Source organism: Rhodococcus sp. NPDC080181, assembly GCF_040702225.1.
GTDB classification, from domain to species: domain Bacteria; phylum Actinomycetota; class Actinomycetes; order Mycobacteriales; family Mycobacteriaceae; genus Rhodococcoides; species Rhodococcoides fascians.
Genome location: NZ_JBFBKN010000022.1, coordinates 1 through 20,464, shown reverse-complemented (window position 1 = coordinate 20,464; position 20,464 = coordinate 1). Strand labels below are relative to the sequence as shown.

The window sequence follows — 20,464 nt, the reverse complement described above, 5'->3', positions numbered from 1 at the left end:
GGTATCGACGCGGCACCGTTCACGACTATCCACCGACCGGTGGCCCGCATTCACACGAATGCGGGCCACCCACACCTCAGGCGGGGGTACTGCGGTGACGTTGGAGGCGACGGACGACGGGGTAACCCGTGACCACCCCGAGGACGATACCGATTTGCATGAGCATCCAGAACGCAGCATCGGTGGCCGGTGGCATGGTCTCGGTGTAGTACAGCAGCAGCATCCAACCACCCATCCCGAGGTCGAACGCCAGTACGGTCAACGCAGCGACGCCGACCGCAGCCAGGACAGAACGCCGAATGGATTGCCTGCGCACCGACTACCGGTGTGATGGCCGAACGCTCGTATACGAAGAGCATGATCGTGGCCAGTATGGCGATGACGATGATCATCACCCAAAGAACACTCTGTCCGCACGAGATTCGACGTCGGCAAGGACGGAAGCGACATCATCGAGAAGATTGTGGGCATCTCTGCGCGCGCGTAATCCGCGTTCGTAGTAGCCGGAGTCGAGGACGCCCGCCGATGCAGGCTCTGGTGCGACGTTCGATTCTGGGTGCCGCTCCCGCATCCGAGGGCGGTGTTCCGGTCAGTGCCCAGGGTCATGCCGTAGCACCGGTGCGGCACATCTCGTTGCATACCGTAGGGGGGTATGGTAAATCTGTAAGTGGGTCGCGACGACCTCGATCACATTCCGAATCGAAGAAAGAAGGGCATCGATGAACACCACCGTCACCGTCACCGGAATGACCTGCGGGCACTGCGTCTCCTCGGTCCGAGAGGAGATCAGCGGCATCCCCGGTGTGACCGCCGTGAATGTCGACCTCGCGAGCGGCCGAGTCGATATCGACTCGGACACCCCGATCGAGCAGACGGCCATCGCCCACGCAGTCGACGAGGCCGGCTACCAGCTCGCCTCCTGATCGACACCAGACCCGGACAGGAGATTCGCACGATGAACGCATCATCGAAGTTCGTCGGATTCACCATCGCCCTAGCCGCGGTCTTCGGGCTCGCCTTCGGAGCCGGGGACGCCTTCGGCCCCGAAGGTGCCGCACCACCCGACACACACGACACCTCGACTCACGACGCCGCCGCGGTGTCCACTGCGGGCGGGCCCGTCGCCAATCAGAGACCTGGAGGATTGATGGTCACCGACAGCAGATACGCCGCGGTGCCCGCCGCCTCGGAGCCGATGCCCGCCGGGCACGGACACTGACACACCACCACACCCCGAGAGGAGCGACGATGAATCCCGTCACGCACCACCCCACCGCCGACGGCCGGGTCGAACTCGACATCAGTGGTATGACCTGCGCCTCCTGCGCGAACCGGATCGAGAAAAAGCTCAACAAGCTCGACGGTGTCACCGCGACGGTGAACTACGCCACCGAAAAAGCACGCGTCGACTACGTCGGTGATGTCTCGACCGAGGATCTCGTGGGCACCGTCGAGCAGGCCGGCTACACCGCCACGGTCCCCGCGCCCGCCGCCTCCTCCACCGACCCCGACGCGGCCGGGCCAGCCGAGATCGACCCCACCGCCTCGCTGCGCCAACGCCTGCTCATATCGCTGGTGCTCAGCGTGCCGGTGATCGCGATGGCCATGGTTCCGGTACTGCAGTTCACCAACTGGCAGTGGCTTTCCCTGACCCTCGCCGCACCCGTGGTGGTGTGGGGGGCATGGCCGTTCCACAAGGCCGCCTTCACCAATCTGCGGCACGCCACCTCAACGATGGACACCCTGATCTCGATGGGCACCATCGCAGCACTGGGGTGGTCGTTGTATGCCCTGTTCTGGGGCACCGCCGGAACGGCCGGCATGACACACCCGTTCGAGCTGACCATCTCCCGCTCCGACGGGGCCGGCAACATCTACCTCGAGGCCGCAGCCGGAGTCACCACCTTCATCCTCGCCGGCCGCTACTTCGAAGCACGCTCCAAGCGACGCGCCGGTGCCGCCCTGCGTGCCCTGCTCGAGCTCGGTGCCAAGGAAGTCTCCGTCCTGCGCGAGGGTGTCGAACAGCGCATCCCCACCGATCAACTCATCGTCGGTGACGAGTTCGTCGTCCGCCCCGGGGAGAAGATCGCCACCGACGGCGTGGTCGCCGACGGCTCTTCCGCGGTCGACAATTCGATGTTGACCGGCGAATCCGTGCCCGTCGAGGTAGGACCCGATGATCTGGTCGTCGGCGCGACGGTCAACGTCGGTGGCCGAATCGTGGTCCGGGCGACCCGCATCGGCTCGGACACCCAGCTCGCACAGATGGCGAAACTCGTCGAAGACGCTCAGACCGGTAAAGCCCAAGCTCAGCGTCTGGCCGACAAGATCTCCGGAGTCTTCGTCCCGATCGTGATCGCCCTTGCCGCGGCGACACTCGGCTTCTGGATCGGCACCGGCGGTGGGATCGCGGCCGCGTTCACCGCAGCCGTCGCCGTCCTGATCATCGCCTGCCCGTGTGCCCTCGGCCTGGCCACCCCGACCGCGCTGATGGTCGGCACCGGCCGCGGCGCTCAGCTCGGCATCCTGATCAAGGGTCCCGAAGTGCTCGAATCGACCCGCCGTGTCGACACCGTGGTACTCGACAAGACCGGCACCGTCACCACCGGCAAGATGACTCTGCTCGACGTGATCACCGCCGACGGCGAGGACACCGCGCAGGTGCTGCGCCTGGCCGGTGCACTCGAAGATTCGTCCGAGCACCCCATCGCCCAGGCCATCGCCAAAGGTGCCCGCGAGAAGGTCGGAGCCCTGCCACCGGTGGAGCAGTTTATAAATATCGAAGGCCTCGGGGTGCAGGGCATAGTCGACGACCACGCAATGATCGTCGGACGGGCCCGCCTCCTCGCCGACCGGGCGCAGCAGCTGCCGGACGAACTCGAAAGTGCGATGCGTGCAGCCGAATCCGAGGGCAAGACCGCCGTCGCAGTCGGTTGGGACGGTCGGGCTCGCGGAGTACTGGTCGTCGCCGACGCGGTCAAACCCACCTCCGCCGAGGCGATCGAGCAGCTGCGGGGCCTGGGTTTGACGCCGATCATGCTCACCGGCGACAACGCAGCCGCCGCGCGTGCCATCGCCGACCAGGTCGGCATCCACGAAGTGATCGCGGAGGTGCTGCCCGCAGACAAGGTGGACGTCGTCAAAAGGCTGCAGGAGCAGGGCAAGGTAGTGGCGATGGTCGGCGACGGCGTGAACGACGCCGCCGCGTTGGCGCAGGCCGACCTCGGTCTGGCGATGGGCACCGGTACCGACGTTGCGATCGAAGCCAGCGATCTGACGTTGGTGCGCGGTGATCTGCGCGCAGCAGCGGATGCTATCCGCCTGTCCCGCCGAACGTTGGGCACCATCAAGGGCAACTTGTTCTGGGCGTTCGCCTACAACGTGGCCGCCCTCCCCTTGGCTGCGGCCGGGCTGCTCAATCCGATGCTGGCCGGTGCAGCGATGGCGTTCTCGTCGGTGTTCGTGGTCAGCAACAGCTTGCGGTTGCGCCGGTTCAAGTCCCTCACCGGATAACCGCGCGGGTAGAACAAGCACCCAAAAGGCTGGGGTGGGCGTGGCATGCAGGCGCGCCACCCCACCCCACCGCTACAACCCCGATGCAGCCTACGAAAGGAGAGGGCCATGTCCTTCGTGACAACGACCTTGGTGCAGATCACCCGGCACCCGGCGACCCGAGCGGTGGCCCGCTGCGCGGTGATGTGCGCTGCGGCGGCGGCCCAGCGACGACTCGACGGACCGACCCTCTCGCGTCATACCCCGGGCGGGCATAATCGAGGATGCTCGGCATGACACTCGGATTCCAGGAGGACACCATGGCCACTCCCGCGGCCGCGCAGGCACCCGCCGAGACCGACGGCCATGATCACGCCGCGCACGGCTACATCACCGAAAAGGACGCCTACCTCAAACGCCTCAAGCGCATCGAAGGCCAGGCCCGAGGACTGCAGCGCATGGTCGAGGAAGACAAGTACTGCATCGACATCCTCACCCAGGTCTCGGCGATGACCAAAGCCTTGCAGGCGGTGGCCATGGGCCTGCTCGAAGCTCACATCAGCCACTGCGTGGTCGACGCCGCCATCGCCGGCGGTCCCCAAGCCGACGCGAAGATCAAAGAGGCCACCGACGCGATCTCACGGCTCGTCCGCTCCTGAGCACCGGCAGTGCGAAGCCATTCCTCGCCGTCCACTCCCGCGTGCTTGTCGGAAACCTCGGCGAGGCGGCGCAGGCAGAGACCGTCATGACCGAAACCGTATCGGCGATTCTGCGCGATCGCCGAGTCCTCGCCACCGTGGCAGCGCTGGCAATACTGGCAGTGGCTGCCGCCCTCGTACCCCGCCCGTCGATCATTGTGGTGCGCGAGTGGGCGGAGTCGATGGGCCCGTCGTTCGTGGTGGTGTTCTTTCTGACCCAGGCGGTGTTGACGATTGCCCCGGTACCGCGCACGGTGTTCACCCTCAGCGCCGGACTGTTGTTCGGTCCCGCCACCGGGGTCGCCGTCACGATCGCCGCCACAACTGTCAGCGCTGTGCTGGCGTTGCTGCTGGTGCGCGCGCTCGGGCGCACCGCGGTGCAGGAGCGGCTGACGAATCCTGCGGTCAAGTCCATCGATGCCCGGTTGGCTCGGCGGGGGTGGCTGGCCGTCGGGTCCTTACGGCTCATTGCCCCGGCACCGTTCGCCCTGGTCAACTACTGCTCCGGACTCTCCGCGGTGCGCCTGCTGCCCTACACGACGGCCACTGTCGTGGGGATTCTGCCCGGTACGATCGCCGCGGTGCTGTTCGGGGACGCTTTGACCGGGCGAACGAATCCGGCATTGATAGTGGTGACGTCGGCCTGCGTGGCCGCCGGGGTGGCAGGATTGCTGGCCGACGCCCGCCTGCCGGTGTCGCAGGCACAGCCCAACACCGCAGATGGCGCATCGAGAAGCGGTCGCCTTCGTCGTCTGTTGCTGCCGGACCGCGGATAGGACGTGGCGAGAAATCCTACAATTTTGCTGCGCCTGCACCGCCAAAGCCAGCGGAGTTGCCGAACTCCTGACCTACGCGAGAAGTAGGGCACGCGCGTTCCCCGCGGATTCGCAGTCGAAGAGCCCACACCATCACCCCCACCGACATCACTCCGATTACGGGCTGCACGGGTGCCCATAGATCCAGAGCACCGCTCACCCCGACCGCCACCACTACCAGTTTGTTGCATATCGGACATCCGACTGCCAACAACGACAACGCATTCGCACTGACCCCTACACGGGAAGAAACCGACGACGCCAGCCCAGTGCTCACGTATGTCGCAAGAATGAGGCCACTGAGAACTGCGGTGGCAATCCACACCGGATAGTTCCACCACAACACCGGGGTCATTCGAACGTAGAACGCAGTGTGGATGATCCCGGTGGGGATCGCCACGACCAGCGCGGCCACCGTCGCGCCCAGTAACGCGGCCACCCAACGCCGCGCCGGCCAGTCACGCATCGTCACAGTCGTCATCCCTCTCCCGGTCAGCGGATACCACCCCACCATCTACTATGAATGATAGTAGTTTGCAGGTGCGGTGAGTCGGCGTCAATCGACGCCGACTCGCCGCCCATACGGCACAGGCGTCGAGCGTCGACGCGAGCCTCAGCCGACCGTGAGGAACCGTCTACGACTGCCGATACCCGACAATGGTGACCGGCGAGGCCGGACACAGTCCCATGCGGCTCTCGCCGCGCTCCGTTTCCTTCGCTGGTGACGCAGGGAACCCACACCGACCCCAGAGGATTTCTTCTGTGCATTCTTTTTCAGGCCCGACGCGGCGTGTCCGCGCTACCCTGATCGCCTCGATCATCGTTGTTGCCGCGGCATTTTCGGTAAATGCTCCAGCTTCGGCGGACCCTGCTGCACCCCCGGTGAACGCATCCGAAGCCGTACGACAACTCGCTGAACTCAATGCGACCGCCTTCACTCTCACCGAGAGCATGTACGCCGCGCAGGACACCCTCGATCGTCGCCGCGGCGAACTGAGTACCGCAGTTCAATTCGCCCACGAGACCTCGGCGGCGGCTCGGGAAGCCGAAGTGGCCGCATCTGCCAACCGTCGAGCACTGGCCACAGCTGTCGACGCCGCGTACAAAGGTGTACCGCAGTCCCCTCTCGGGGCCGTTCTGGTCGCGGACAGCCCACAGCAACTACTCGATCAGATGGTGTTGTTGGACCGGATCCTCGCCGATCGAGCCGCTGCACTCGCCGACTCGACACAGATCGACGACGAAGCGCGAGACCAGCTCGAACAAGCCCGGCAAGCACAGGCGTCCGCTGCGGTAGCCGAGGCGGACGCCGCACGTACACAACGCGACCTCGAGCAACGCCAGACCGACCTGGCCGATCAGATCGCCAAAATCACCGACCAATTCGCCGCCCTCACCGATGCGGATCGAGCTGCCATCGTCAGCCCCGGCACCACGAATCCTTCCGAGCTACCCGCCGCCGTCTCGGCTGCGAGTGGAACATCAGCGGAGGCGATGCGCATCGCCCTCGACCAACTCGGCAAACCCTATTCCTGGGGAGCTACCGGGCCGGGGTCCTTCGATTGCTCCGGACTGATCTACTTCGCCTACAAACAACTGGGACTGACCGTTCCACGCGTGGCCGCAGACCAAGCACGAGCGGGCACACCTGTCTCCCGCGAATCAGTGCAACCGGGTGACTTCATCTCTCTCTACTCACCGATCGGACACATCGGGATCTACATCGGCGACGGGAAATACGTCAACGCCCCCACCGGCGGCGACGTCGTCAAAGTCGCGCCCGTTCCCTGGGATGAAGTGACCGCAATCAACCGGCCCATCGCCACCTGATTCGATGTCCACGGTCCGGACGCCGCGACTGCGAGGAGACCGGATGCCCGTGTGGCAGACCGGTAAGATCGAACCGGTGAGGACTTCAGCCACGGAACCTATGAACCAGAAGTGGCTCCTAGGTGCTGTTTGCGCTTCGATAGTGCTGTTCGGAGTCCTTCTCATGCATTCTGCGCCGATGTCGTTCGCAACGGCGACGAGTATCGGCGAACACTCGATGACCTCGACGGTGAGCGCTCCACCTGCCGTCGACGAGCATTCGGGAGCATCATCTGCGACAGCATCGGAGAGTGGTTCCGCAGCACACTGCGGGAACGGCTGTGGCGATCACAGCTCGGTCATGCATCTGTGTCTGGCTATCATCGGTGCTGTCGCGGCGTTGGCCGTCTTACGGGCAATCGTTGTGGGCTTCGCCGGTTCTCTCGTCCACGCTGCGCGGCTGTCGGCAGTTCGTCGTCGAACCGGGCACCCGCCGCCCTGGACCATTTTCACTCTCTCCGAATTGTCTGTGCTTCGGATCTGACAGGTGACTCACCGTTGTGTGAGACACAGATGTCGACGGGTCAGTGTGCCTGTCGATCCGAACCACCCCACCATAATTTCAGGAGTTTGTTATGCGTTCGAATCGATCTACCCGTTTCACGATCGCGATAACGGCGGCTTCCGCTGTCGCCGCCGCAGTTCTCGCTGGCTGCAGCAGTAACGACGGCGAAATGAACATGCCCGGCATGTCGAGCAGCGATACACCGGCCTCGTCGTCCTCCGAGAATTCCGCCGAAGCATCGGCCGAATTCAACGATGCCGATGTCACGTTCGTCGAAGGGATGTACCCCCACCATGCACAAGCGGTGGAGATGGCTTCACTTGTCGACGGCCGAACCGAGAATGCTCAGGTCATCGAGCTGGCCCAGGCCATCGAAGCAGCTCAAGCACCGGAGATGGAGCAGATGAATGCCCTGCTCACCGCATGGGGACAGCCCGCAGCGTCCGCCGACATGGGCGGAATGGACATGGGCGGAATGGACATGGGCGGTATGGACATGGGGAGCGGTGGCATGACCGGCATGATGAGCCAGGAAGACATGGACATGTTGTCGGCCGCTAACGGAGCGGAGTTCGACTCCATGTGGCTCACCATGATGATCGAGCACCACAAGGGGGCAATCGAGATGGCTCAGATCGAGTTGGCCGACGGCTCCAATGCTGATGCCAAGGAGCTTGCCTCCACAATCATCGATGCGCAGCAGAGCGAAATCTCCACAATGGAAAGTTTGCTCGCCCAGTAACTCTCAATTCTGGGAACTATCAACCGTAGGGCGGGGCTCGGCTAATACCGAGCCCCGCCCTTCGGTTTCGAAGGACCTGGCCCTTTTAGCTGCCACACCGATCAACACGGCCCCGGAAACATGCCCTCCCCTGCTGATGCACCCGCCTGCGGGGTCCTTGGGACACGCAGATCCGCGGTAGGGACAGGGGGCGGCTCTCGGATCGGGTCATCGCGGCCCGGCGGGGGCGCGCCGTCGACAGAGAGTGGGTTCGATACCACCGGCACTGGCAGTTGGGGAGGCGTGGTCTTGCACGTGCGGCTGCTCGGTTTCCTTCTCAGATGGGTAATACAACCGAACTGACGAATTCATTGCGTATCCAGGCAATGAACAGACCCCACACCCCCGTCAGCAGGGCGACACCGACGGCGATCATGATCACTCCGCCTGCCACTTTGATTCTCTGCGAGTTCCGCCGTAGCCAGCCGACACCGCGCATCGCCGAACTCGAGCCGAACGCGAGGACCACGAACGGTAGACCGAGTCCCAGACAGTAGGCGACGATGAGAGTGACGCCGCGCGCTGCGGTTGCGCCTTCAGTGCCAGCGGCAACGGACAACACCCCGGCGAGCGTGGGGCCAAGGCACGGCGTCCAGCCGAGCGCGAACACGCCACCGAGCAGCGGCGCTCCAGCAAGAGACGAGATGGTTTGCGGCGCGAATCGAGTGTCGCGTTGGAATGCGGGAATGAACCCGATGAACGTCAAGCCCATGATGATCGTGATGGCACCGCCGACCTGCTGAAGCACCTGTTCGTTGATGCGCAGGGTGCCGATGACCCCGAAAATCGAGGCGGTGGCGAGGACGAAGACGATGGTGAAGCCGGCGACGAACAACCCCGCTGCACCTGCCACGCGCCAGCGGCTTGCCAGCTTCGGCGGTGCTTCACCAGTCGAGGCGGCGGCGAGCGACGGCACGTCGGCACCTGCGATGCCCGCCAGGTACGACAGGTAGCCCGGCACCAGGGGCACCACGCACGGTGACGCGAACGAGACCAGCCCGGCGAGCATACATGCGGCGATCGCCAGTACCAGAGGTCCGCTCGATGCCAGATTTTGGAACGTCGAGCCAACGCCGCCTTGGGCAAGAAGAACAGTCATTCGTCTGCTATCCGTTCGACGACAGGGAGCAGGTCTTCGGCGAGGAGGGCACGCATGAACACTGCCGCCACCCGGTGCTCTCGATCGAGTACCAGCGTCGAGGGAATCACGCTGGTCGGGTAGTTCCCGCCGAGGGCGATCAGCGTCCGCATCGAGGGGTCGTAGATCGAGGCGTAGGAGACATTGTTGTCGACAACGAAGTCCTGCGCTTTGTCCTTCTGCGGATCTCGAACATTGATACCGAGGAACTGCACACCGCGCTCGCGGGTTGCTTCGTAGACCTCTTCGAGGTCGTCGGCTTCGCCGCGGCAGGGGCCGCACCACTGACCCCAGAGATTGATCACGACCACCTCGCCGTCATAGTCCGACAGAGCGGTGTTCTTACCTTCCTCCATCAGATCGGGTCCGGCGAGTTCACCGATGGTTCCGCGCGTTTCGGGGGGATCGTAGACGATGTCGGTTTGACCACCGGGTGCAACGAAATCGAAGCTACCTCCGGAGGGCACGGCGTCGGCGCCTGCGGAACATCCGGAGACCAGGAGTACAACGGCAAGGATGGATGCCGTTGCCGTGGCGGGCAGACTGCTCTGTTCGCGTGTGCGAGCCCCCGTAGGGCGGCCGAGTCTCATGAAGTCGACGCCTTTGCTGCAGTACGGATCTGCGCCGATGTCTCGAACATCGTGGGATCGGTGACGCGGTCGATGCCCCAGTCTTGGCCGGTGACGAAGCTCGGGGCACTGTGACTTCCCTCTCCGGAATGCACTACGGACACGAGGCAGTCAGTTGATTCGGATCGTGGTCGTGGCTCCTGGATCCTGGTCCGGTCGATACCCGGTCGGCAACACCGGCCGGGTCGACGCGGGATTGACGCGACCGGTGCCGCATGACCTCGCCGAAGCACAGGGCGGCGGCTAGCAGGCGACATCAGTTCAAACCCGCGTACGAATGCAGTCCGGAGACCACCATGTTGATGATGAACAGGTTGAACAGCATGGCCACGAATCCGGCGATGTTGATCCACGCGGCCCGGGTGTCACGCCACCCGCTGGTGGCCCGGGCGTGCAGGTACGCGGCGTAGATGATCCACGCGATGAATGAGACCGTCTCTTTCGGGTCCCAGCCCCAGAACCGACCCCACGCGGCCTCGGCCCAGATCGCGCCGAGGATGACACCGATTCCGAACAGGGGAAACGCGAAGATGGTGGTCTTGTACGCCAGCACGTCGAGCGAGTGCGCCGAGGGGAGACGAGCGACGATCCGGCCCACTCTGCTGTCGGGGACGGCGTTGTTGTTGGGATATCGGATCCGGATCAGGAACAATGTGCTGGCTGCACCGGAGATCAGGAACACCCCGCTGCCGAGCGAGACGACGGAGACGTGCACGGGGAGCCAATACGACTGCAAGGCTGGTACGACGGGCGCCGCGTTGGCATAGAGCACAGTTCCGGCAATGAAGAGCAGGATCAAGGTCGGCACGAGGACGAACAACCATAGTGTGCGCAGTTGCTCCGAGCGCAGCACGATCAGTCCGGCAAGTATGCCGGCCGCGCATGTGACGGAGACGAATTCGTACATGTTTCCCCACGGCGGGCGGCCAGTGGCGATCCCGCGCAGGACGATCGACCCGATATGCAAAGTGAGTGCGAGCATTACCAGGGCGAGTCCCGTGCGGCCCAGGCGTTCGGACGGGGCTCTTCGCTCGGGGACCGGCACGTATCCCGGTGTCGATGATGTCGCTGCGATCAGTTGCGGATGCAGACTCGAGGCCCGGCTCAGAGTCGCTGTTCGTGTCGTTGCGAGTTGTGCGATGAACAGGATCGCGGCGAGAAGGTAGACCACGAAGGCGGTCTCGAAACTGATGTCGCTCCAGCGGGCGAGGTTGTCGTCGATCGGCATGGCGCTACACCGTTTCTGTATCGAGGGTCTCGGAGTGGTTCTTTGTCCGCGGCGTCCAGATTTCGGTGCGGAGGGTCTCGAATTCGGGTCCCCATCCGGCGTGATCGGTACGGGCGAGCCCGCCCATCTCCACGCTCGATCGGCCTGTTTCGGCCGGGAGTACACGGAACCAGACTCGACGTCGCTTGATCACCAGCGAGACCAACAGTCCGGTCATCATCGTGATCGCGAACACGAGCACCCACAACTGTGCGGGGTCGTATCCGACCTGCAGGTTGGCGAACTCCTTGGCGCCGTTGAATCGAATGTTGGTGCCGTCGGTGAGGGTCGTCGATTCACCGGGACGCAGGTTCACCCGATCCTGCTTGACAAGTCGGCCCTGGTTGATCATCTCCTGGTCCAGGGAGAAGATCGACTGGGGTATGCCGGTGTCGAGGCCGGTATCTCCTTTGTAGATATCCACTGCCACAGCAGGATCGACCAAGTCCGGGAAGCGGGAGGAGAGCAGGGTTCCGTTGAATTGCGCAGTGGGAGCGAAGAGGCCTTCGATGGCGATCTGGCCGCGGCGTCGCTCATCGGCGGTGGCATAGGTCCCGCCGGGTGGATCGAAACGCAACGCCCCGCTACTCAGGAACGTGGTGGCGTCGTCGGGCCGGAACTGCAGGGCCTCGGTTCGACTCTGACCGTCGGGGAAGGTCACGGTGAATTCCGGGGCGTATCCGTGGCCGGTGAGGTAGATGCGTTCATCTCCGAGCCGGAGGGGTTCGTTGACTTTGAGTTGATAGTCGCGCCAGGTGTCTGCGGCGATGTCGTCGGCGGACTGGTAGGAGATGTTCGAGGTGAACATCTCTGCCTGGCCGTTCTCAAGGTAGTCGGCGTTGAAGTCCTTGACTCTGATGCAGAACGGCTCCAGCCCGGTTCCGTCGGTGCTGTTGCCGGCCCGGAAGGAGTCGTAGATGGCGGGCGAGGTGTTGCAGAAACCGGGCCCGTTGTCGGCGATGACGATGACCGATCCTTCGTAACCGAAGAGCTTGCCGATGGCGATGGCCGCGAGCAGACCGATCAGCGAGAAATGAAAAAGTAGGTTTCCCGCTTCGCGGGTATAGCCCTTCTCGGCGGAGAGGGTGAGCGCCCCATCGGGCTCGGGCCTAACGGCAGTACGCCACCCTCTCAAGTGGGGCGCGATGTCGTCGATGACGGTTTTCGGGCTACCGGCGAGAGCGCCCGAATGATGAAGCGGTAGTCGCGAAAGGTTTCGGGGTACGCGAACTGGCTGTGCGCGAAGGGCTTTACCGTGTTCGATCATTCGGGGAGTCAGGCAGCCGATCAACGACACAAACAGTAGGACGTAGATGGCGGTGAACCAGAAGCTTCCGAATACGTCGAACAATTCCAGCGTGTCCATGACGGCCCCGAGAGCCGGGCGCGCTGCGATGTAGGAATCAACCGCCTGGGTGTTGAGATTGCGCTGTGGCAGCAGGGCGCCTGGGATTGCTGCGATAGCGAGCAAAAACAGCAGCACCAGTGCCGTTCGCATCGAGGTCAGTTGCCGCCACCTGTTGCGCACCGCAGCGATTGCTCTGCGTAACCGTCCCTGCGATGTGAGCGCCGGGGTTTGATCAGCTGTCACACCGCCACACCCTTTCGACGATTGCATCTCAATTACTATGCAACATAGTAGTTGATGGGCCGTGTGCAGTTGTGTGCGGTAGTCGCCTGGGCGAGAGGGTAAGTGCTGCAACCACAAACGTGGTACTTGGTCCATCCGGAACGCTGCCGGGCTGCGGTTCGGTTTAGGCCGCTTTCGGCCCCACGGTAGGCGCGGATCGGTTCTTCTACTCATGCCGTCCAAACGCGTTTCATCCCGCGGAGTAATACCTGTGCGGTGAGATCAGGCACACTTGCACTAGCTGTTTTGCGTGCCGAGTACGAAGCGGCGCGGTTCCCTCTGCAGTTGATCGAGGATGTCGCGATGTCCCAACTCGATGAGCGAGCGCCACTACGACTGGCCTACGAGGATGTACTGGTCACCGTGGATCGCGCCGCCGCGCACCTGCTCGATGACGGGCCCGCCGCCCTCTGGGTCACCACGGCCCTGCGCCAACGTCGAACCCAACAATGCCTGGCAGTTGAGGGTGCGGCCCGCATGGAACGCTGGAGGCGTCACCGCACACGGTATTCGTCGCTAGCGCGGGTAGACGGCGACATGGATCTGCTATTTTCGTCGTGTGTGTCCGATTCGGTTGAGCGAGTGTATTCGCCGAATTCTGCTCTGGTCCATCATGGCGGCCACGGCAGTGGCGGTGCTGATGATGTCGCAGGTCGCACACACCACCGCAGAGCCCGGCCACGCTCCGCTGGCTGCGGTCATCGAGAGCGTCCCGGAAATCGAGCACACGTCGGCGCCGGAGCAGGACGAGGGGATCGGCGGTAGCGCGTCCAGTCATCACGACAATCACGGATCCCTGATCGGGTCCGTCCACATAGCGGTGGCGATCCTTGCGCTAGGGCTGGCAATGTTGCTGCGCCGGACCGGATGGACAGTGCTACTGCACCAGCTTCGAGGTCTACAGGCATCGAGATCGTCGCCAACTGAGAGGTCGGTCTCTCCCCCTGCGCCGATGTCCGTGCTCGACGCGGCATGCCTTCTGAGGGTGTGAGAGGTCTGCGTTTGCGCAGATCGGTCCACCTTTCTTCTCGCGCGCCGCCTCCGCGGTGAGGGCGCGAGCCTGCCTCGTCGAGGACAACGCCATGCATATCTTCTTCAACGTTTCATCGTCTACGCCGCACCTTTGTTTCCCTCATCCCAACCCCGCCGCGCCTCCTCCCGGAGTCGCGATCGTCCTTCGCGAGGCCGGGCCGCACGATCTACCGCAGAGCGCGCAGTTGCACCTCGACGAGCTACCGATTGGCCTGTTCCCCGAGCTGGGAGCACGGTTCCTGCGCCGGTGGCACCGCAGCTTCGTCAACCGACGACACGCCATCGCTCTTGTCGCAACCGATAGCGAAGGCGCCGTCGTCGGATTCCTCCTCGGCACCCTCGATCACCATGCCCATATCGGTGATCTACTGCGCGAGAAGATGACCGTGCTGCCGTTGGCTGCACACGCCGGTGCGGCGATGGCAGTCCGCCCGCGCACCGCCATGCGGTTCGTTCGTACGCGTCTTCGCCCCTGGTGCAGAGCGGTGGCGCGCGCTCGGCCCATCCCACTGCCGAACGGCGAACCCGAGACTCCCCCGGCCGACAGTGTCGCCGTCGTCGTTGCGATAGCGGTGAGCCCACGGGTGCGAGGGATCGGAGTGGGTGCACAGTTGCTCGACTGGTTCGAATCCGACTCTGCGCGGGCAGGTGCACGTTGCGCCGAGCTGTCCACCGATCTCGGGGTGGCCGACAATGCAGGCGGCTTCTACGAGCGCCTCGGATGGCAGAAAAGCGGAAACCGTCTCGATCGAGATGGCCGGACCATGCAGACCTACCGGCGAGAGCTAGACGGCCGCTGCGGCCGTGCTCCGCTCCCCTTGTCGGTCCCACCAACCCGGACGACCGCGAGCACTGCCCCGTCGACAGAAACGAGACGATGATGTCAAGCACCCGACGAACGGTGTTCGAACTCGTGGGATGCACTGCGCTCGCAGGCGTGCTGCTTGCAGGAGTGTTGTTCCCCATCGTCGGTGGCCTGGGATACGTCTCGAACCGCGCCGCTGACACCGACGACAACGTTTCCGGCGAACTCGCCGAGGGCGTAGTTCCTGCCATCTCGACGATGACGGACGTGGCAGGCAACCCGATCGCGTGGCTATACGAGCAACGCCGTTCCGAAGTGCCGAGCGCGAAGATCTCCAACGAGATGAAGCTTGCGATCGTCTCCGTCGAGGACCGGCGCTTCGCAGAACACCAGGGCGTGGACTGGCAGGGAACGTTGCGAGCGTTCTTGACCAACACCACCAGCGGGCAGGTCGAGCAGGGCGCATCGACACTCGATCAGCAGTACGTGAAGAACTATCAATTACTGGTCGTCGCTGACACCGACGCCGAGCGGCGTGCCGCGATCGAGACCACGCCGGCTCGCAAGATCCGCGAGATCCGAATGGCGTTGTCCTTGGACAGAGAATTGACCAAAGACGAGACATTGACCCGCTATCTGAACCTGGTTCCGTTCGGCAATGCCTCGTTCGGCATCCAAGACGCCGCGCAAACCTACTTCGGTGTCGATGCCAGCGAGTTAACGGCGACGCAATCAGCGATGCTGGCAGGGATGGTTCAGTCCAGTTCGGCACTGAACCCGTACACCAACGTCGAGGGAGTCACAAGCCGCCGAAACCTTGTCTTGGACAACATGATCGAAACCATCCCGAACCGAGCCGCAGAATTCGAGGCCGCCAAATCCGAGCCATTGGGGGTGCTGGCCGAGCCCAACACCCTCCCACGTGGATGCATCGCCGCCGGTGATCGAGGGTTCTTCTGCGACTACGCACTCCAATATCTTGAGGACGCCGGTATCAGCCGCGAGCAGATCGACGAGGGCGGTTATCTGATCAAAACGACTCTCGACCCGGCGGTGCAGAACTCGACCCAGGCCGCACTGACCGCGAACACAGATCCCGACCTCGACGGTGTCGCCACCGTGATGAATGTCGTCGCACCCGGACAGGACGAACACCGCATCCTCGCCATGGGCAGTAGTCGCACCTACGGACTCGATGCCGACGCCGACGAAACGGTTCAGCCGCAACCGTATTCACTCGTAGGCAACGGCGCCGGGTCGATCTTCAAGATATTCACCACTGCCGCCGCGATGGAACGCGGACTCGGCACCAACGCCACACTGCAGGTTCCCCGGCGCGTCGAGGTCAGGGGGTTGGGCGACGGCGGCGCGCGTAACTGCCCGGCGGGCGCTTACTGCGTGGAGAACGTCGGAAACTACCCACCGGCGCTGACGGTCACCGACGCACTGGCGCAATCACCGAACACGGCGTTCGTGAAGTTGCTCGAGTCCGTCGGTGTCACACCGACAGTCGACATGGCAGTGCGGCTAGGGCTTCGCTCCTACACCCTCCCCGGCTCGTCTGGATTCGACGAGCAGAGCATGGCCGACCTCCAGAAAGAGCAAAGCCTCGGCTCGTTCACACTCGGACCTACCTGGGTCAACCCGCTCGAGCTGTCCAACGTCGCAGCTACCCTCGCCTCGGGAGGTACTTGGTGCCCGCCGAACCCGATCGACTCCATCTCCGACCGCGAGGGTGTAGCTGTACCGGTCACACAACAAGCGTGCGAGCAGGTCGTCGAACCCGGCCTGGCCAACACACTCGCCAACGCGATGAGCAAGGACGACCAACCCGGAGGAACCTCGGCATCGGCGGCCGGGTCCGTGGGCTGGACGCTGCCGATGTCCGGGAAAACCGGCACTACCGAATCCAACCGATCCTCGGGCTTCCTCGGCTTCACCAACCGCTACGCCGCCGCCGTCTACACCTACGGTGACTCACCGACACCGGGCCAGATCTGCTCCTTCCCACTGCGGCCCTGCAGCTCCGGGAACCTCTACGGCGGTAACGAACCCGCACGAACCTGGTACGACGCGATGGACCCAATCGCCACGAACTTCGGCCCCATCGAGCTGCCACCGGTCGACGACAAATACGTCCGCGGCTCCGCCAACGGCCAAGTACCTGAGGTCAGCGGCATGAGCCAGTCGTCGGCCACATCGAGATTGGAAGCAGCAGAATTCTAGGTGACCGTCGTCACCACCACCGGTCAGGGCGCTCGCGGTACCGCTACCGGCACATCCCCATCCGGCGCGGCGATCCCGGGATCGCTGATCACGCTGTACATCAGTGACGGCTCCCCCGCCCCCGACCGCACGCCCACGCCAGCGCCGCCCAGTATCGACATTCCCGGCCTGCCGCTACCGCCGCCGCGGTGATCACCCACGACACTCACCCTTGAGACCCCCGCGCACGAAAGGAAACGCCATCACAGTCAGCCGTCGACAACTGCTCACAGCCGCAGCGGTTTTGCCGCTCACAGTCAGCTGCACCATCAACACCGCCGACAGACAATCCCCCAGCCTCGCACCGAGCAGTAACGCATCTCCCGCACGGTCCCCGGCCGTGAGCGCACCGAGCAGTCGATCATCGGCCCCGGTGAATCCGGGGCGGTGGATGCCGACAGCTGGCGAAGTGATGCCCGAGATCAAACGCGCAGCGACGAGCTTCCTCGAAGCAGGTGGCAGCTGGAGCGAGGGAGGAGGAGTACTCGACAGCTTGCGCACCGCAGGGGTATCGCTCGAAGTCGCGGCGACGGCAGCACTGCTTCAACCCGACGAGGCCCTCGCCAGCACCCTGCGAGTGGTGTATCCGCAGTACGCCGGAATCGGTCCAGAGAGTGCTGCAGTGATCGTGCTGTTCGACCAACTCCTACAACGCCCCACGCTCGCGCAGCCGGCTGAGACGACCCGGCAGATGGCACTCGATATCCGGCTCAAGCGCGACATCGCCGCTGGCGCGGCCTGGACGGTGGAAAAGATCAACCCTTTGACCTCTCTTGGGTCCCCAGTACCACTGACCGCCGCTGCGTCGTCGGTGCTGAGCAGCCCTCGCATCACGCTCTCCGAGCCTGCACGACTCGACATCGGAACCGGACGCATCAACAACAATGTGCTCCAGATCATGCTCGGACTTGCCGATCGATTCACCTACGCAGTGCAGGTGATGCACACCGGTCACATCCAGACCGTCTTCCCGCACCCGCGCTTGTCCAACCACGCAGTGGGACGAGCGGTGGACATCCGAGAAATCAACGGTCGGCGCGTTGTCGACGATCCCTTCAACAACCCAACGATCTCCGAATTCGTCACTGCGGCAGCCCTACTGGGCGCAACCGAGGTCGGAGGTCCGACCGACCTCAACGGTGACCGTCCAGGATTCTTCACCGACGACGTGCACAGCGACCACGTCCACGTCGGCATCACCCCGGGCGACGCACCGGCGCATCTGCGATGACACCGAACCGGATGGGCACTTCGGCCTGACCTGCCCGAAATACTATGCTGGTTAGTAGTTGAGTGCTCGCCACGGCGAGGCGGGTGAAGGTGTCGGAATTGTTCGCACTCAGCCGATACCGATCGTCGGTGCGATGTCGCTGCCACGGCTGTTCGCCGCCGAACGATCCGCGCTCGTACATCGCCTCAGTGATTGGAGATTAAGTGAATGGAGATGAAGGTCGATGCGTCTACGTCGTCCCGCACATACCGCCCGAGCAGTCACGTCCACCTCAGCCGCCGTATCCGGTCATGTTCACCGCGCCTGACCGGGAGATCACTTGGCGTTGACGCTCAAGCGATTACATCACCGAGCCCTCATCGACAGAACGAGAACCGCACTTTATGTCCATCTCGCTTTCCCGCATCCTGCTGCCGTCTCTGATCGCAGCTCTGTCCCTCGTTGGATGTTCCGCTCCGGCAGCGACTGACGGCGCGGCCGATCCGGCAGTGGTCGACTTCACCTCCTCACTGGCTCATGTGCACGGATTGCACGTCAACGCCGATGGCACCGTCCTCGCTGGTAGCCACACAGGACTCTTCGCCATCGGTTCGTCCGGAAACCTGACCAGGGTCGGCTCTTCCGACGATGACTTCATGGGTTTGTCGGGTGTACCGGCCACCGATACCCTCTTCACCTCCGGTCATCCCGGCGAATCCAGCACGGCGGCGAACCCACTGGGACTGCGTAGCAGCAATGACGGCGGAATGTCGTGGTCGGATCGGTCACTGGAGGGACAAGTCGACTTCCACGCGCTGGCTGCCGATGGACGCATCCTCGTCGGATTCGATGGCAGTACCGGTCTACTCGTCTCCGCCGACAGCGGCTCCACCTGGACTCCCGGCGCCGCTGCGCCCGCGGCGTCGTTGGCGATTACGAGCTCCGGAGTATGGGCGGTGACACCTGATGGACTTCAGCACAGCACCGACACGGCCCGAACATTCTCTCCTGTCCTCGACGCACCGAACTTGGTATTGCTCGCCGGTGCCGGCGATGCACTGTGGGGGATCGACACCGACGGATACGCCTGGCGTAGTCGCAACGGCGCCGATTGGCAGAAGCGTTCCGCAACCGGGTCCGTCGAGGCATTGACCGCGGTCGACTACGACACCGCCTACGCAGCCAGCCCCCAGGCGTTGTACACACTGACGTAACTCGGCCCGGTCGAGACCAGCCCGACAACAGATAGCGACATTTCGACGCGACCGCAGGCGGTCACCCGCGCGGCTGATGCGGGCGCTTGCCGCTGTTGAGCGGCTTACTCCCTCTTCCTCCCCTGGGGTTCGGCCCGCCACGAGATCCCGCGATGACACCGGGGTCCGACTCCGAGATATCCAGGAATGAGGACAACCGAAATACTTGGCGTAGAGATTCCGAGGCCGTACTGGATGCTGTCATGCAGGTGTGCCGAAATGGGAGCCCTGTTCGGTGTAGTCATGGTTCGCGGACGGTTGGCGTTGATCCGATTGCCGACGATGTGTCTGGTCGCGTTCATGGCGTGTGGGTTCAGGTTGCTAATCGTCTGGCTCCTCTGCGTGATCGGCCCTCGGCGTGGGCATTCGAGTGGGACTTGACCTCAGGGGTGGCCCGGCGCAGCCCGATCGTGAGCGCGACTCAGACGTGGGCTGAGCTCGGCGTTGATCTGAGTCGGCCGATTCCGGATGGTTTGGCGAAGCTGGATCTTGGGGACGCCACAGCATCGGTGCTGGCGCAGCTCGTTTCCGGTGGGCCGGGAACTGTGCTCCAAGAGGTCGGTGTGGAATGCCGTCCATCGGGTGCACATCGGCGTATGCAGTTCACGGCACACTTTCTCCACGACGGCATCGGCCCTACTGGTGAACCTCATCGGGTTGTTCGGGGAGTGTCTGTGGATATTGGTCCTTCGGAGGGTACTGAACACATCGATCGACGTAACGCGGGTCTGGATACGCTGGTTGCACGGTCGCTGTCCGATCCCTCGGAGTATCGCGCGATCGCTGACCCCGATTCACTTCAGCTTTTGTACTGGTATGGCGACGCTCCGACTGGCATTGCATGGCAAACAAGCCACTTACCCGGCGCTAAACCGGTTCTACACCCCGGTGACATTCCTGATGCAATCCGAATCGGACAATCCTTGAAAGTTGCGCAAGCCGGGGCTGTGGAATCGGCCGAATTTCGTTTTCTGACACCCTTATCGGTGTACACCCTCACGTGATGGTCCCCGTACAACCTCATATGTAGGTGCTCGGCGAGTCCTGTCGTAACTCGCCCACGACAAGGGCCACC

Annotated in this window: 21 protein-coding genes and 3 pseudogenes; 17 read left to right on the top strand and 7 right to left on the bottom strand. The window is 63.6% G+C overall.

Features of this window, described 5'->3' with window-relative positions:
- Positions 1–76: 76 nt before the first annotated feature.
- The gene (locus AB0O58_RS21290; protein ID WP_032375706.1) at positions 77–316 is read right to left on the bottom strand and encodes a DUF4396 domain-containing protein; all 240 of its coding nucleotides are present in this window, start codon (positions 314–316) and stop codon (positions 77–79) included.
- Positions 317–719: 403 nt separating this feature from the next.
- Here AB0O58_RS21290 and AB0O58_RS21285 point away from each other — a divergent pair, with 403 nt between their 5' ends.
- The 6 genes from AB0O58_RS21285 (at position 720) to AB0O58_RS21260 (ending at position 4,966) form a co-directional block, all read left to right on the top strand.
- The gene (locus tag AB0O58_RS21285) at positions 720–923 is read left to right on the top strand and encodes a heavy metal-associated domain-containing protein (protein ID WP_032375705.1); all 204 of its coding nucleotides are present in this window, start codon (positions 720–722) and stop codon (positions 921–923) included.
- 32 nt (positions 924–955) lie between these two features.
- Positions 956–1,219 carry a hypothetical protein gene (locus tag AB0O58_RS21280; protein ID WP_032375704.1) on the top strand — a complete coding sequence of 88 codons (264 nt, stop codon included), beginning with the start codon at positions 956–958 and terminating at the stop codon, positions 1,217–1,219.
- Between the two features lie 29 nt (positions 1,220–1,248).
- Positions 1,249–3,513: a heavy metal translocating P-type ATPase gene (locus tag AB0O58_RS21275; RefSeq protein WP_032375703.1), complete on the top strand. Its 2,265-nt coding sequence runs from the start codon at positions 1,249–1,251 to the stop codon at positions 3,511–3,513.
- 108 nt (positions 3,514–3,621) lie between these two features.
- Positions 3,622–3,789 carry a hypothetical protein gene (locus AB0O58_RS21270; protein WP_155288777.1) on the top strand — a complete coding sequence of 56 codons (168 nt, stop codon included), beginning with the start codon at positions 3,622–3,624 and terminating at the stop codon, positions 3,787–3,789.
- 23 nt (positions 3,790–3,812) lie between these two features.
- Positions 3,813–4,151, top strand: coding sequence for a metal-sensitive transcriptional regulator (locus tag AB0O58_RS21265; protein ID WP_032375786.1), 339 nt, complete (start codon positions 3,813–3,815; stop codon positions 4,149–4,151).
- Positions 4,152–4,237: 86 nt separating this feature from the next.
- Positions 4,238–4,966 (top strand): TVP38/TMEM64 family protein, encoded by a 729-nt coding sequence (locus AB0O58_RS21260; protein WP_045841173.1) that lies wholly within the window; start codon positions 4,238–4,240, stop codon positions 4,964–4,966.
- A 16-nt stretch (positions 4,967–4,982) separates the two neighbouring features.
- Here AB0O58_RS21260 and AB0O58_RS21255 read toward each other — a convergent pair whose 3' ends face one another.
- The gene (locus AB0O58_RS21255) at positions 4,983–5,486 is read right to left on the bottom strand and encodes a hypothetical protein (protein ID WP_176457804.1); all 504 of its coding nucleotides are present in this window, start codon (positions 5,484–5,486) and stop codon (positions 4,983–4,985) included.
- Between the two features lie 401 nt (positions 5,487–5,887).
- On the opposite strand from AB0O58_RS21255, the gene AB0O58_RS21250 reads away from it, so the two are divergent.
- The 3 genes from AB0O58_RS21250 (at position 5,888) to AB0O58_RS21240 (ending at position 8,121) form a co-directional block, all read left to right on the top strand.
- Positions 5,888–6,835 carry an NlpC/P60 family protein gene (locus AB0O58_RS21250; RefSeq protein WP_032375702.1) on the top strand — a complete coding sequence of 316 codons (948 nt, stop codon included), beginning with the start codon at positions 5,888–5,890 and terminating at the stop codon, positions 6,833–6,835.
- 4 nt (positions 6,836–6,839) lie between these two features.
- Complete coding sequence (locus AB0O58_RS21245; protein WP_353852273.1) at positions 6,840–7,358, top strand: DUF6153 family protein; 519 nt, start codon at positions 6,840–6,842, stop codon at positions 7,356–7,358.
- Positions 7,359–7,449: 91 nt separating this feature from the next.
- Positions 7,450–8,121, top strand: a complete 672-nt coding sequence (locus AB0O58_RS21240; protein ID WP_032375701.1) for a DUF305 domain-containing protein — start codon at positions 7,450–7,452, stop codon at positions 8,119–8,121.
- 316 nt (positions 8,122–8,437) lie between these two features.
- Here the strand turns inward: AB0O58_RS21240 and AB0O58_RS21235 are convergent, their stop codons facing one another.
- Together AB0O58_RS21235 and AB0O58_RS21230 are read right to left on the bottom strand one after the other, a co-directional pair.
- Positions 8,438–9,259 (bottom strand): cytochrome c biogenesis CcdA family protein, encoded by an 822-nt coding sequence (locus tag AB0O58_RS21235; protein WP_032375700.1) that lies wholly within the window; start codon positions 9,257–9,259, stop codon positions 8,438–8,440.
- Positions 9,256–9,888: a TlpA disulfide reductase family protein gene (locus AB0O58_RS21230; RefSeq protein ID WP_080736598.1), complete on the bottom strand. Its 633-nt coding sequence runs from the start codon at positions 9,886–9,888 to the stop codon at positions 9,256–9,258. Before AB0O58_RS21230 ends, AB0O58_RS21235 begins: the two co-directional genes overlap by 4 nt.
- Positions 9,889–10,039: 151 nt before the next feature.
- Here AB0O58_RS21230 and AB0O58_RS21225 point away from each other — a divergent pair.
- Positions 10,040–10,174 (top strand): annotated as a pseudogene (locus AB0O58_RS21225) (DUF3703 domain-containing protein); the annotation flags it as partial.
- Between the two features lie 9 nt (positions 10,175–10,183).
- Here AB0O58_RS21225 and ccsB read toward each other — a convergent pair.
- Together ccsB and AB0O58_RS21215 are read right to left on the bottom strand one after the other, a co-directional pair.
- Positions 10,184–11,155, bottom strand: coding sequence for a c-type cytochrome biogenesis protein CcsB (gene ccsB / locus AB0O58_RS21220; protein ID WP_032375699.1), 972 nt, complete (start codon positions 11,153–11,155; stop codon positions 10,184–10,186).
- A 4-nt stretch (positions 11,156–11,159) separates the two neighbouring features.
- The gene (locus AB0O58_RS21215) at positions 11,160–12,785 is read right to left on the bottom strand and encodes a cytochrome c biogenesis protein ResB (RefSeq protein ID WP_032375698.1); all 1,626 of its coding nucleotides are present in this window, start codon (positions 12,783–12,785) and stop codon (positions 11,160–11,162) included.
- A gap of 255 nt (positions 12,786–13,040) precedes the next feature.
- Between AB0O58_RS21215 and AB0O58_RS21210 the strand changes: the two are divergent.
- A pseudogene (locus tag AB0O58_RS21210) lies at positions 13,041–13,232 on the top strand (hypothetical protein); the annotation flags it as partial.
- Here the strand turns inward: AB0O58_RS21210 and AB0O58_RS21205 are convergent.
- Positions 13,155–13,322 (bottom strand): hypothetical protein, encoded by a 168-nt coding sequence (locus AB0O58_RS21205; protein WP_155288775.1) that lies wholly within the window; start codon positions 13,320–13,322, stop codon positions 13,155–13,157. The pseudogene AB0O58_RS21210 and the gene AB0O58_RS21205 overlap by 78 nt on opposite strands.
- A 115-nt stretch (positions 13,323–13,437) precedes the next feature.
- Here AB0O58_RS21205 and AB0O58_RS21200 point away from each other — a divergent pair, with 115 nt between their 5' ends.
- From AB0O58_RS21200 to AB0O58_RS21175, 6 genes and pseudogenes are all read left to right on the top strand, one after another.
- A complete protein-coding gene (locus AB0O58_RS21200) occupies positions 13,438–13,815 on the top strand; it encodes a hypothetical protein (RefSeq protein WP_155288774.1) in 378 nt (125 codons plus the stop codon).
- A gap of 91 nt (positions 13,816–13,906) precedes the next feature.
- Complete coding sequence (locus AB0O58_RS21195) at positions 13,907–14,737, top strand: GNAT family N-acetyltransferase (RefSeq protein WP_128645572.1); 831 nt, start codon at positions 13,907–13,909, stop codon at positions 14,735–14,737.
- A gap of 20 nt (positions 14,738–14,757) precedes the next feature.
- Positions 14,758–17,079 (top strand): annotated as a pseudogene (locus tag AB0O58_RS21190) (transglycosylase domain-containing protein).
- Between the two features lie 238 nt (positions 17,080–17,317).
- Complete coding sequence (locus AB0O58_RS21185) at positions 17,318–18,157, top strand: hypothetical protein (protein WP_094656082.1); 840 nt, start codon at positions 17,318–17,320, stop codon at positions 18,155–18,157.
- A 383-nt stretch (positions 18,158–18,540) separates the two neighbouring features.
- Positions 18,541–19,350 (top strand): F510_1955 family glycosylhydrolase, encoded by an 810-nt coding sequence (locus AB0O58_RS21180; RefSeq protein ID WP_032401329.1) that lies wholly within the window; start codon positions 18,541–18,543, stop codon positions 19,348–19,350.
- A gap of 449 nt (positions 19,351–19,799) precedes the next feature.
- Positions 19,800–20,393 carry a hypothetical protein gene (locus AB0O58_RS21175; protein WP_366238757.1) on the top strand — a complete coding sequence of 198 codons (594 nt, stop codon included), beginning with the start codon at positions 19,800–19,802 and terminating at the stop codon, positions 20,391–20,393.
- Positions 20,394–20,464: the final 71 nt, after the last annotated feature.